This window comes from Lysobacter solisilvae (assembly GCF_016613535.2).
Lineage (GTDB): Bacteria > Pseudomonadota > Gammaproteobacteria > Xanthomonadales > Xanthomonadaceae > Agrilutibacter > Agrilutibacter solisilvae.
In genome coordinates this window covers 337,330-350,168 of record NZ_CP071518.1, presented here as the reverse complement: position 1 = coordinate 350,168, position 12,839 = coordinate 337,330, and the positions used below count along the sequence as shown (strand labels likewise).

Sequence of the window (12,839 nt, the reverse complement as noted above, 5' to 3'; positions counted from 1 at the left end):
CTCACCCTTTCCGGCCCGCTCCCATGTCCCGCGACATCATCCACACCGACCGCGCTCCGGCCGCCATCGGCCCGTACTCCCAGGCCGTGCGTGTCGGCGACACGGTGTATCTGTCGGGACAGATCCCGCTGGATCCCGACAGCGGGCTGCTGGTGCAGGGCGACATCAGCACGCAGGCGCGCCGCGCCTTCGACAACCTGCGGGCGGTCTGCGAAGCCGCCGATGGCTCGCTGGGCCAGATCGCGCGACTGGGCCTGTACCTGACCGACCTGGGCGACTTTGCCGCGGTCAATGCGGTGATGGCCGAATACTTCGAAGCGCCATACCCCGCGCGTTCCACCGTCGAGGTGGCCGGCCTGCCGCGTGGCGCGCAGTTCGAGGTCGATGCGGTGATGGTCCTCGACTGATCGCCGGCGTCACCTGCCCACGCCCGCCCGCGCACCCGCGTGGCCGGCGGCTGCTGCGACCGACTAGCCGCCAGCCGGTGCTGCCCGCGCGGTCCGCCGCAGGGACTGCGGCGCCACGCCGGTCCAGCGTTTGAACGCACGCCGGAACTCGCGTGCATCCCGGAAGCCGACCGCCACACCGACCTGGGCGATGTTCAGGCGCGCCTCGCCCAGCAGGCGGCGCGCCGACTCGCTGCGCACGCGGTCGTGGATGGCGGTGAAACTGGTCTGCGCCGCCTGCAGCTGGCGGCGCAGGGTGCGCTCGGTCAGGTGCAGCTCGGCGGCGATGTCCACCAGTCGCGGGTTGTCGGCGAGGCGGGTGCGGAGCAGGCGCTCGACAAGTACCGCGATTTCGCTGTGGGCGCCGGCGCTGGGCATCTGGCCATCGCACAGCGCCAGGACCTGGCGCGCGGTCGCCGCGTTGTGTGCGGGCATCGGCGTGGACAGCCACGCGCGATCGATCACGACGCGGTGGCCGCGGCCGTGGAAGCGCACCTCGCATTCGAACGCGGCCGCGTACCGGTCGGCGTATTCCGGGGGCGGGTAGGCCAGTTCGAGCACGCGCGGACGGAATCCCGGGCCGAGCAGGCCGCGGCACAGCCCGAGCGAGCTGACGAACAATTCCTCGCACAGGAACGGCTCCAGCTCGCGGTCGTGGTCGCGCGTGGTGGCCACCACGGCCAGGCCTTCGGGCACATCCTCGACCGACAGCTCGACCATCGCGCCGGTGATCGGCGCATAGCGGATGGCCAGGCGCAGTGCCTGTTCGAAATCCGGCGCGGTCAGCATCGCCAGCCCGAGCAGGCCAAAGCTGCCGATGTCCTGGCGCGCCCCCAGCGCCAGGCCATGGCCTTGTCCGGGCAGGCTGCGCAGTGCGCGGCGGATGATCTGGCTGGCCTGGCGGTAGGAAAGGCAGGGCAGGGATTCGGCCGGGCCGCCCTCGAACTGGGTCGGGCTCAGCCGTGACCCGGCGAACCACGGCTCGCACGGCTGGCCCTGTTCGCGGGCCATCGCCATCAGGCCGGCGACGATCGTGCTCTTGATGCTGGCTGCGCTCAGGCGCGGATCGCTGCCGACGGCCTGCAGCTCGTCGAAGCCGGCGTCGAGCGGCGCCGTGTCCGGATGCTCCATGGTGGTGGTTGTCCGTTTTGCCCCCCTCAGTATGCCGGCTTTGCCCTCCACCGCACGGTCCGCTGGTCACAGACTGGCGCATCACTTTCGGGGGCGGGAGCATGCGGATGCGGTCGATGGCATGGACAAGTGCGGTCCTGGCGTGCGCGGCGGCGCTGGCGGGCTGCCAGCAGAAGGCCGCGCCCGTGGCGGTCGACCGCGACTACCAGAAGGTGCTGATCGAGCGCCTGCTCGACGCCAAGCCGGGCGACGTCATCGACATCCCGGCCGGCACGTTCGCCTTCGACCGCAGCCTGAGCCTGCGCGTGGACGGCGTGACCCTGCGCGGCGCCGGCATGGACAAGACGGTGCTCAGCTTCAGGAACCAGAAGAGCGGCGCCGAGGGGCTGCTGGTCAACGCCAGCGATTTCACCATCGAGAACCTCGCCATCGAGGACAGCAAGGGTGACGGCCTCAAGGTCAACGAAGGCGAGAACATCACCATCCGCGGCGTGCGCGTGGAATGGACCCGCGGCCCCCACACCGACAACGGCGCCTATGGTCTGTACCCGGTGCAGACGAAGAACGTGCTGATCGAGGACTGCGTGGTTATCGGCGCTTCGGACGCCGGCGTCTACGTCGGCCAGTCCGAGACCATCATCGTCCGTCGCAACCGCGCCGAACGAAACGTGGCCGGCATCGAGATCGAGAACAGCAAGTTCGCCGACGTCTATGGCAATACCGCCATCGACAACACCGGCGGCATCCTGGTCTTCGACATGCCCAACCTGCCGCGCCGCGGCCACAGCACGCGCGTGTTCGGCAACCGCGTGGTCGGCAACAACACCGACAACTTCGCCCGCAAGGGCGCCGCGGTGGCGAGCGTGCCGGCGGGGTCGGGCATCGTGCTCAACTCGGCGGACAAGGTCGAGATCTTCGACAACGACATCGGCGACAACAAGACCGCCAACGTGATCATCTCCAGCTACTGGTCGACCGGGTACATGAACAAGTACGGCGTGTCCAAGGACTACGACCCGTACCCGGAGGAGGTCTACGTGCATGGCAACCGCTTCCAGGGCGGGGGCGACTCCCCCGACGGCCTGGACCTGAAGGCGCTGCGGGTGGCGATGTTCGGCCTGTCGGGCCGTCTGCCCGACGTGCTGTGGGATGGGTTCGCCAACGCCAAGCGCAGCCAGGGCCCGCAGATCTGCGTGGAGGGCGCATCCGGCGTGCTCAACGCCGATGGGCCGAACAAGTACAAGAGCCCGAGCATGGCCGGCGATGCCATGCGCTGCAGCCTGCCGCGGCTGCCGCAGGTGAGCCTCCCCACGACCGGCGTGGCGGCCACTGCGAAGGTGGCGCCCGCAGCATGAAGTGGTCTGTGCTTTCCGGCGTGGCCGTGCGCGCCGCGACGTTGATCACGCTGTCGGCGCTCGTCCTGCCGATCGTCGGCTGCGGCAAGGCTTCGGCCCCGTCGCCGGCGCCGGTGAGCTTCCACGCGCAGGGGCAGCCGGCCCGGTTGAGCGACTGGCACGTGCTGGTCGCCGATGGCGGGCACCTGCGCCTCAACGCCGGGGTGGAGCCCTACGCGCTCAACACCGCGTTGTTCAGCGACTACGCGCACAAGCTGCGCACGATCTGGATGCCGCCGGGCACGAAGGCGAAGTACGACGCGACGGAGGCCTTCGACTTCCCGGTCGGCACCATCATCAGCAAGACCTTCTACTACCCGCGCGCCGCCGGGGACAGCGATGCGGTACTGCGTGCGCCCACGCAGCCGGGAGAAAGCCGCGACGGGCTCGATCTCACGCGCATGCGACTGATCGAAACACGCTTGCTGGTGCGGCGCCAGGATGGCTGGGTTGCCTTGCCCTATGTGTGGAACGCGGAGCAGACCGACGCGGTGCTTGCGCGCGCAGGCGACAGCGTGCCGCTGGAGATGCGCGTGGCCGACGGTCGTCCCGCCCACCGGTTCGACTACCAGGTGCCGGATGCGAACCAGTGCGCCGGCTGCCACGCCACCGACAACAGCACCCGCGCGATCCAGCCGATCGGGCCGCGCGCCCGGCACCTCAATCGCGACGATCCCTGGCATCCGGGCGATAACCAGTTGACGAGGATGGCGGCGCTGGGACGCCTCGACGGCCTGCCGGCGTCGGGCATCGCGCGCAATGCGCGGCTGGATGATGCGGCCGCGCCGCTAGCGGACCGGGCGCGCGCCTACCTCGACGTGAACTGCGGTCATTGCCACAGTCCGCGCGGTCCGGCCGATACCTCCGGGCTGTGGCTCGATGCAGGCACGCAGGACCCGATCCGCCTGGGTCGATGCAAGCCGCCGATCGCGGCCGGCCAGGGCACCGGCGATCACACGTTCGACATCGTGCCGGGAAAGCCGGAAGACTCGATCCTGGTCTATCGCATGGACAGTCTCGACCCGGGCGCGATGATGCCCGAGGTCGGCCGCGCCACCGTCGACGAGGAAGGCGTGGCGCTGGTCCGCGACTGGATCCGCGACTGGGTCGGCCAGTGCAGCGGCGCGGGCGATGCGGGGGCGTCGCGGCCGGTCAATACCGCGCTGCGTCCGTAATAAAAAGAACCAACAACTCAATGGACGTCCTGGGGGGATAATCCGATGTCGCCATGCAAGAACCGGCTCGCGCTTTCGCTGGCCTACGCGTTGTTCGGATGTGCGTCGCTTGGCCTGGCGCCGCGCGCTTTGGCCCAGCAGGCGCCGACGCCAGGGGCGGGAGCGGTCGAACGCACCGCCACCGATCTCGACACCGTCACCGTCACCGCGCAGAGCCGCGAGCAGGAAGTGCAGGACGTGCCGATCGCGTTGCAGGTGGTCGACGCCCGCATGCTCAACGACATCGCCGCCGAGGACCTCGGCGACATCGACAGCTTCGTCCCCGGCCTGGCGGTCAGCTCGGTGCAGCCCACGCAGCCCTCGTTCAAGCTGCGCGGCATCGAGACCGATGATTTCGGCATCGGCACCGATCCGGCCGTGGGCATCTTCGTCGATGGCGTGTATGGCGGCCGCGGCGGTGGCGTGCTGCTGCCGTTCGTGGACGTGGAGCGCATCGAGGTGCTGAAGGGGCCGCAGGGCACGCTGTTCGGGCGCAACACCGCCGCGGGCGCGATCTCGCTGATCACCCGCCGGCCGCAGAACGAGACCGAGGCGCGCGCCAGGCTGCGCGTGGGCAATTACGGCAAGACCTACGCCGAGGCGATGTGGAACATCCCCACCGGTGACAACTCCGCCTTCCGCCTCAACGCGCTGGTCAACCACAGCGACGGCTGGATCGAGGACGGCGTCACCGGCGAGGACCTGGGCGGCGAGGACAACTGGGCCACGCGCGCGGCCTGGCAGGTGCGCGCGGGCGACAACACCACCGCCTACCTGAGCTGGGACCACGAGAGCCTGGACCAGAACGGCCGCCCCACCACCGGTGTCGTGCCGCTGCCCGCCTTTCCGGGCATTCCGCAGGCGCCGGCCGACGAGGATGCCTACCAGGATCCGCGTCACCTGCAGACCTTCAGCGACACGGACGTCAGCGCCGAATGGCGCACCTTCGACGGCGTGTCGCTGATCCTGGACCACAGCTTCGGCTGGAGCACGATGACGTCGACGACGTCCTGGCGCCAGTACGACTCGCTCAACCAGGTGGAGGAAGACGGCACGAACCGCTTCGACCTGTACATCGACTCGACCAACACCGAGAGCAACGAGAGCTTCTACCAGGAGTTCAAGTTCGCCGGCGCGACCGAGCGCTTCGACTGGGTGGCGGGCGTGAGCTACTTCAACGAAGAGGCCGAGCAGACCAGCGAGGTCAACACCAACACCGACACGGTCGACAACATCGCCCGGAACATGGGCTTGGCGCCTCCCGAGGGGCTGTTCGGCCTCACCAGCGGGCTGGCGCAGATGTTCGGCATCCCGGTGAACCTGATGGGGCAGAGCTGGAACGAGCAGTTCCAGAACACCCTGGAAACGACCGCGTACGCCGCCTTCGGCGACGTCATCTGGCACGCCACCGACAGGCTTAACTTCACCGTCGGCATGCGCTACACACACGACCAGAAGGACTTCAGCTGGCTCAACGACCACCGAACCGCCGACGGACTGGACGCGCAGCTGGCACTCCTGGGACGCGATCGGGTTCTTTGACCTGCTCAACGCCAACGGCATTCCGCTCACCCGCGACGCGCTGACCTTCGACGTCGCCTTCATCGATCCGCCGGCGATGGCCAACAAGGGCGTGATGGTGCGCGACAGCGCCAGCTGGAGCGACTTCAGCCCGCGCTTCGTCGTCGACTACCACCTCAGCGACGACGCCATGGTGTTCGCCTCGCTGGCCAAGGGCTACAAGGCCGGCGGCTACAACGCGCTGCAGATCGGGCCGGCCTTCGACAACGAGGACGTGTGGAACTTCGAAACCGGCATCAAGCAGGCCTTCGACAACCGGCTGTCCTACAACGCGTCGGTGTTCTACTACAACTACGACAACCGCCAGGCCGTGGTGCTGATCGATCCGGATCCGACCAACCCCAGCGACATCCCGCGCTTCGTGATCGACACCAGCGACCTGGAAGCCTGGGGCGTGGACTTCGACACCCGCTGGCAGGTGACCGACGCCTTTGGCTTCGATTTCCAGATGGAGTGGATCGATTCCACCTACAAGAACTACGTAACCCAGGAAGGACTCGACCTCGCCGGCGAGCCCACCGGCGAGCCGAAGCTGACTGCCTCGCTCGGCGCCAGCTACGTGTTCGACCTGGGCAACCACGGCGACCTGCGCCTGGCCGCGCGCCATGCCTACCGCGGCGAGCAGCGCTGCAACGAGGGCTCGAACCTGCAGGGCAACTGCGGCGTCAACGAAGCCCTGGACATCGGCGAGTCGCAGCAGCGCACCGACGTGCGCCTGGGCTGGACCTCGCCGCGCGGGCATTGGGGCTGGGCCGTGTACGGCAACAACGTGTTCGACAACCGCTATGTCACGAGCCTGAACACCTACGGCAAGGACGTGCTGGGCGTGGTCGGGGCCGGCGTGACCGAGCCGCGCACCTACGGCTTCGAAGTCACCGTGCAGTACTGACGCGGCGGCGGTGCCGGGACACCCCTCCCTCGGCACCGCCCCGCTCTTTCCGCAATCTGCCTGCGCCCTGGGGTTTTGCTCGGCGCGCATTCCCGGCATCCTGTGCCGATGCCGAACCCAACGCGCGGCGGAACGGCGCCGCGCCCCGCCGTCGACCTCAACCAGCAAGCCATCAGCACCCTGCGTGGCGTCGGTCCGAGCGTGGCCGAGAAGCTGGCCGCACGCGGCCTGTCGACGTTGCAGGATCTGTGGCTGCATCTGCCCCGCCAGTACGAGGACCGCACCAGCCTGACGCCGATCCGCCTGCTGCAGCCGGGCGTGGCGGCACAGGTGGAGGGGCGCGTGGAAGCCGTCGAACGGGGCTTCCGGTATCGCCCGATGCTGCGCGTGGCGGTCGGCGACGATTCGCACGCCACCGTGGTGCTGCGCTTCTTCCATTTCCGCGCCACGCAGGTGGCGCAGTTCACGCCGGGCGCCCGTGTGCGCTGCTACGGCACGCCGCGGCCCGGGCAGCATGGCCTGGAGATCGTGCACCCCAGCTACCGCATCCTCGATGACGCGGCCGCGGAGGGACTGGGCGAGGCGCTGGACCCGGTCTACCCGGCGGTCGAAGGCGTCGGCCCGGCTTCACTGCGACGGCTGATCGGCCTGGCCCTGGACCGGCTGCCCGGCGACGACGTGCTGGAGCTGCTGCCGGCGGAACTGCGCGAATCATTGCGCCTGCCACTGCTGCGCCAGGCGCTGCTGACGGTGCATCGTCCGCAGGCCGGCGACGACATTGCCGCGCTGCTGGCCGGTCGCCACCCCGCGCAGCGGCGACTGGCGCTGGAGGAACTGCTGGCCCATCACCTGAGCCTGCGCCGGCAGCGGCTGGCCCAGCAGGCGCATGCCGCGCACGCACTGCCGGCCACCGCGCTCGCCGCCCGCCTGCGCCGGGCGTTGCCGTTCGCGCTCACCGGCGCGCAGCAGCGCGTGTACGAGCAGATCCGTGCGGACCCTGGCGCGGCCCTCGCCGATGCTGCGGCTGGTGCAGGGCGACGTGGGCAGCGGCAAGACCGTCGTCGCCGCCCTGGCCGCAATGCACGCCGTCGACGCGGGCCGGCAGGCGGCGCTGATGGCGCCGACCGAACTGCTCGCCGAGCAGCACCTCAACAACCTGCGCGTCTGGCTGGAACCGCTGGACGTGCGCGTCGCCTGGCTCGCGGGCAAGGTGACCGGCAAGGCCCGAACTCGCGCGCTTGAAGCGGTCGCCAGCGGCGAGGCCCAGGTGGTCGTCGGCACGCACGCGCTCATGCAGAAAGGCGTGGCCTTCAATGATCTCGCCCTGGCCATCGTCGACGAACAGCACCGCTTCGGCGTGCACCAGCGGCTCGCGCTGCGCGACAAGGGCGCCGGTGGAACGGTGGGCGCGGCGGCGGTCGTGCCGCACCAGCTGGTGATGACGGCCACACCGATCCCCCCGCACCCTGGCGATGGCCGCCTATGCCGACCTCGACGTTTCGGCCATCGACGAGCTGCCGCCGGGCCGTACCCCGGTCCACACCGTCGCGTTGAGCGGCCAGCGGCGCCCGGAACTGGTCGAGCGCATCCGCGAGGCCTGCGCCCAGGGGCGGCAGGCCTACTGGGTGTGCACGCTGATCGACGACTCCGACGAAGTCGTGGCGCAGGCGGCGCAGACCACGTTCGAGGACCTGTCCCGGCAGCTGGCCGGTGTGCGAGTCGGCCTCGTCCATGGCCGCATGAAGGGCGCGGAGAAGCAGTCCACCATGCGCGCCTTCAAGGACGGCGCGATCGACCTGCTGGTGGCCACGACCGTGATCGAGGTCGGCGTCGACGTGCCCAACGCATCGCTGATGATCATCGAGAACGCCGAGCGGCTGGGGCTGGCGCAGCTGCACCAGCTGCGGGGCCGGGTGGGGCGGGGCAGTGCGGCTTCCAGCTGCGTGCTGCTGTATCAGTCGCCCTTGTCGCAGCTGGCGCGGGAGCGGCTGGAAACGATGCGCGAGACCAACGATGGTTTCGTCATCGCGGAAAAGGACCTGGAACTGCGCGGTCCCTGGTGAACTGCTGGGCACGCGGCAGACTGGCCTGGCCGGGTTCCGCGTGGCCGACCTCGCCCGCGACGCCGACCTGCTCCCGCTGGTGCACGAGGTCGGTGCGCGCCTGCTCGAGCAGGCGCCCGTACTGGCCGAGCGCATCGTCGCGCGCTGGGTCGGTGGCGCCGCGCGCTACGCGTCGGCCTGACCGATGGCCGTCCGGCCGGTCACGAGCGCCGCCGCCTGGTTCGGCCCGGATCTGGGCCGCCTGCATCCGGCGCTGCGGGCGCTGCATCGCGAAGGCGGGTGTCTCGAGGGCCCCGCGCGCATCACCCTGGGCCGCGGCCTGGCCGGGCTGTTCGGGCGTCGTCTCGCGCGCGGGCTGGGCCTCCCACTGGATCGCCGCGAGGCCACAATGCGCGTGCGGGTGAGCCACGGGCCCGACGGCATGCGCTGGGGACGTGCGTTCGACGATGGCAGCGAGCGGTGCTCAGTGTTCCTTCCGGTCGGCCATTTTCCCGGTGGGCACTGGATCGAGCAGACCGGTGCCATCCGTCTGCAACTGGCGGTGTCGATCCAGGCAGGGGGCGGATGGTGTTGGCAGCTTCAAGCTGCCCGGATCGGGCCGCTGCCGTTGCCCGCGCTGCTGCGTCCGCGCATGCGCGCATGCAAGCGCATCGATTCCAGTGGCCGCTATTGCTTCGAGGTCGGCGTCGCCTGGCCGGGGCTGGGCACGCTCCTGCGCTATGAGGGCGTCCTGCATCGCGTTGGCGCGGCCGCCGCGTCCAATGGCGTCGCGGCGGCATAATGGCGGCATGAATCCCCGCATCCCGCTGCTGATCGATACCGACCCTGGCGTGGACGACGCGCTGGCCCTGCTCATGGCCTTCAACGACCCGCGCCACGAAGTGGTCGGGCTGACGATCGCCGCGGGCAACGTGGGTCTGGTCCACACCGTCGCCAACGCGCTCAAGCTGTGCGAGGTCGCGGGCGTGGACACGCCGGTGTTCGCCGGCTGCGCCGCGCCCCTGCTGCATCCGGCGCGCGACGCCGCCTACGTGCACGGCCGCGACGGGTTCGGCGACACGGGTTATGAACCGGCCACCCGCCAGGCCGAGGCCGAACACGCCGCACTGGCCATCCTGCGGCTCTCGCACGAGCATGCCGGGCGACTGCTGCTGGTGGCGCTGGGTCCGCTGACGAATCTTGCGCTCGCGCTCAAGCTGGATCCGACGCTGCCCTCGCGCGTGGCGCGCTGCGTGGTGATGGGCGGCGCGGTTACCGCCCACGGCAACATCACGGCGGCCGCCGAGTTCAACATCGCCTTCGATCCGGAGGCCGCCCACCTTGTGTTCGAGGCCTTCCCGATGATCGACCTGTGCGACTGGGAAGCCACGCTCGCCCACGGCCTGGCGCACACGCACGTCAACGCCTGGCTGGCCGCCGACGCGCCCCGGGCGCGCTTCTACGAAGCCATTTCCCGCCAGACGCGGGCCTGGGCCGGCGAGCGGCGCGGTTCGCACTGGCAATCGGCCGACGGCCTGGCCATGGCGTATGCGCTGGACCCCCAAGCGGCGCTGGAGGTCGAAGAGCGGGCCCTGGCCGTGGAACTGCAGGGCCGGCATGCCCGCGGCGCGACCGTGGTCGACTGGCGGCGCGAGGAGGGTCGGCCGGACCACGTCCGCATCCTGATGCGCTACGACCAGGCCCGGTTCGAGGCCCTCATCCAGGCGGCCCTGACGGCGGCTTGAATTCGACTTGCCCCCGCCGGAAGGGGCCGCTATACTGCTCCGCTTTCCCGAACGAATTGGTGCGTTGCCATGAAAGCCGGCATCCATCCCGAATACCGCGAAGTCGTTTTCCAGGACGTGACCACCGAGTTCGCGTTCCTCACCCGCTCGACCCTTGGCAGCAAGGAATCGATCAAGTGGGAAGACGGCAACGAATACCCGCTGATCAAGCTGGACATCTCGTCCGCGTCGCACCCGTTCTACACGGGCAAGCACAAGATCATGGATACCGGCGGCCGCGTGGACAAGTTCCGCAAGCGCTACTCCCAGAAGTGATCCCGGTCGGTCCGCGCATCCGCGCGGATCGCCCACGCCATCCACGGCCGTCCGCACCGAGTCGCCTTCGCGACCCGCGCGCTCCGGTTCGGATGGTCCTCAACGGCTGCCGTCAGGCGGCCGTTGTCGTTTGCGTGCCGGTACGGCCATCGGGCCGCCCACCCGGCAGACCGCGGCACCCTGGCCGCCCCCTCGCCATTACGCAGCGACACGGGATGCGGTCTCCCGGTACAGCGCAGCAAGCGCTAGTCCCTGAGTGATCCCGGTCGGTCAGTGCGGCTCGACCTCGCCATCATCACGGCTGCTCCGCCCCGGACCTGACCTGCACGCCCGGATGGTCCTCAACGGCCGCCGTCCGGCGGCCGTCGTCGTTTGCCGGCTCGGCAATCGCCGCGCCACCTGCCGTGGGCGGCGGCAACTCCCAGGTGGGGCGGACGGCCCATGCGCCGGGGCGCATCAACGCAGGGCCGCGGCTTCCCGGTCCGTAGCAGGCCAGCAATGCGGCTGCGCGCCTGCTGGAGATGGTTGGCCGCACGGCGTTTTTTGGAGCAGTCGCTCTATTCGCGTGGGGCGCCGCGACCTGCAAACCAGGCTGCGTGCCCGAACGCTTATGCGATAATTCGCATGTCGCGGCGGCGCACCGCGAATCCTCCAGATGTTCTCCCACCACGTCGCGGCCCTCCCTGTGGCGTGCTTTTTTCAGGAGCTTTGCGTGACCGAGTCCACCAAGTCCGGCCTTGACCAGGTCACCGTGACCGCGGGCGACAAGACCGTCAGTCTGCCCGTTCACCACCCCGTGCTGGGCGCGCCGTGCATCGATGTGGGCAAGCTGCCGAAGGAAACCGGCTGCTTCACCTACGACAACGGATTCACCGCCACCGCCAGCTGCCGCTCGGCCATTACCTACATCGATGGCGACGCCGGCGTGCTGCTCTACCGCGGTTACCCGATCGAGCAGCTCGCGCAGAACTCCAGCTTCCTGGAAGTGGCGTACCTGCTCATGAACGGCGAGCTGCCCAACGCCGCCGAATTCGACAGCTTCGAGCACGAGGTCACGCATCACACGATGATGCACGAGGCCTTCCGCACGTTCCTGTACGGGTTCCGCCACGACGCGCACCCCATGGCCATGCTGGTGGGCATGCTGGGCTCGATGGCCAGCTTCTACCACAACGACCTGGATCTGGAAGATCCGGTGCAGCGTCGACTGGCCGCGATCCGCCTGATCGCCAAGGTGCCCACGATCGCCGCCGCCTGCCATCGTTATTCGATCGGCTGGCCGATCCGGTACCCGAAGAACAACCTCGAGTACACCACGCGCTTCCTGCACATGATGAAGGAAGTGCCGAGCGAGCCGCTGGAGCTCAGCCCGGTCGCCGCCAAGGCGATGGACCTGCTCTTCATCCTGCACGCCGACCACGAGCAGAACGCCTCCACCTCGACCGTGCGCATGGTCGGCTCCACCGGTGCCAATCCCTACGCGTGCCTGGCCGCCGGCGTGGCGGCCTTGTGGGGTCCCGCCCACGGCGGCGCCAACGAGGCCGTGTTGAAGATGCTGGCCGAGATCGGCCGCCCGGAGAACGTGAAGTCCGCCGTCGACAAGGCCAAGGACAAGGAATCGGGCTTCCGCCTGATGGGCTTCGGCCACCGCGTCTACAAGAACTACGATCCGCGCGCCGCGCTCGTCCGCAAGATGACCCACGACGTGCTGGGCAGCCTGGGCATCAACGACCCTCTGCTGGACGTGGCGATGAAGCTCGAAGAGGCCGCGCTGAAGGACGACTACTTCGTCTCGCGCAAGCTGTACCCGAACGTCGATTTCTACTCGGGCATCATCTACAAGGCGCTGGGCATTCCGGTGGAGATGTTCACCGTCATGTTCGCCATCGCGCGCACCGCCGGCTGGGTGGCGCACTGGCTGGAACAGCAGGACGATCCGGAAAACAAGATCGGCCGTCCGCGCCAGATCTACACGGGTGCACCCACGCGCGATTACGTCGGCATCGACCGCCGCTGATCGCCTGTCACCGGCAGTCATGGAAACGCCCCGCATCGCGGGGCGTTTTCGTTTCCGGGCTACCG

At 69.3% G+C, this 12,839-nt stretch carries 10 protein-coding genes and 1 pseudogene; 10 read left to right on the top strand and 1 reads right to left on the bottom strand.

Annotation, left to right across the window (positions count from 1 at the left end):
• Positions 1-23 precede the first annotated feature (23 nt).
• Positions 24-407 carry a RidA family protein gene (locus I8J32_RS01555; RefSeq protein ID WP_200614370.1) on the top strand — a complete coding sequence of 128 codons (384 nt, stop codon included), beginning with the start codon at positions 24-26 and terminating at the stop codon, positions 405-407.
• A gap of 63 nt (positions 408-470) precedes the next feature.
• On the opposite strand, the gene I8J32_RS01550 is transcribed toward I8J32_RS01555, so the two are convergent.
• Positions 471-1,577, bottom strand: a complete 1,107-nt coding sequence (locus I8J32_RS01550) for an AraC family transcriptional regulator (RefSeq protein WP_200614368.1) — start codon at positions 1,575-1,577, stop codon at positions 471-473.
• Between the two features lie 116 nt (positions 1,578-1,693).
• Between I8J32_RS01550 and I8J32_RS01545 the strand changes: the two genes are divergently transcribed.
• The 9 genes and pseudogenes from I8J32_RS01545 to I8J32_RS01505 all read left to right on the top strand — a co-directional run bounded on the left by I8J32_RS01545 (position 1,694) and on the right by I8J32_RS01505 (position 12,774).
• Positions 1,694-2,932: a parallel beta-helix domain-containing protein gene (locus I8J32_RS01545; RefSeq protein ID WP_245156385.1), complete on the top strand. Its 1,239-nt coding sequence runs from the start codon at positions 1,694-1,696 to the stop codon at positions 2,930-2,932.
• Positions 2,929-4,146 (top strand): SO2930 family diheme c-type cytochrome, encoded by a 1,218-nt coding sequence (locus I8J32_RS01540; RefSeq protein ID WP_200614365.1) that lies wholly within the window; start codon positions 2,929-2,931, stop codon positions 4,144-4,146. The genes I8J32_RS01545 and I8J32_RS01540 overlap by 4 nt, the downstream gene beginning before the upstream one ends.
• A gap of 45 nt (positions 4,147-4,191) precedes the next feature.
• A complete protein-coding gene (locus tag I8J32_RS01535) occupies positions 4,192-5,727 on the top strand; it encodes a TonB-dependent receptor (RefSeq protein WP_207526723.1) in 1,536 nt (511 codons plus the stop codon).
• A 76-nt stretch (positions 5,728-5,803) separates the two neighbouring features.
• Entirely contained in the window at positions 5,804-6,655 is an 852-nt protein-coding gene (locus tag I8J32_RS01530) for a TonB-dependent receptor domain-containing protein (protein WP_207526722.1), read from the top strand.
• Positions 6,656-6,763: 108 nt separating this feature from the next.
• Positions 6,764-8,899, top strand: a pseudogene (gene recG, locus I8J32_RS01525) (ATP-dependent DNA helicase RecG).
• Positions 8,900-8,902: 3 nt separating this feature from the next.
• Positions 8,903-9,499: a DUF4166 domain-containing protein gene (locus tag I8J32_RS01520; RefSeq protein WP_200614359.1), complete on the top strand. Its 597-nt coding sequence runs from the start codon at positions 8,903-8,905 to the stop codon at positions 9,497-9,499.
• A 7-nt stretch (positions 9,500-9,506) separates the two neighbouring features.
• A complete protein-coding gene (locus tag I8J32_RS01515) occupies positions 9,507-10,442 on the top strand; it encodes a nucleoside hydrolase (protein WP_200614357.1) in 936 nt (311 codons plus the stop codon).
• 69 nt (positions 10,443-10,511) lie between these two features.
• Positions 10,512-10,757, top strand: coding sequence for a type B 50S ribosomal protein L31 (locus I8J32_RS01510; RefSeq protein WP_200614355.1), 246 nt, complete (start codon positions 10,512-10,514; stop codon positions 10,755-10,757).
• Between the two features lie 712 nt (positions 10,758-11,469).
• Positions 11,470-12,774, top strand: a complete 1,305-nt coding sequence (locus I8J32_RS01505; RefSeq protein ID WP_245156384.1) for a citrate synthase — start codon at positions 11,470-11,472, stop codon at positions 12,772-12,774.
• The last annotated feature ends 65 nt before the right edge of the window (positions 12,775-12,839 follow it).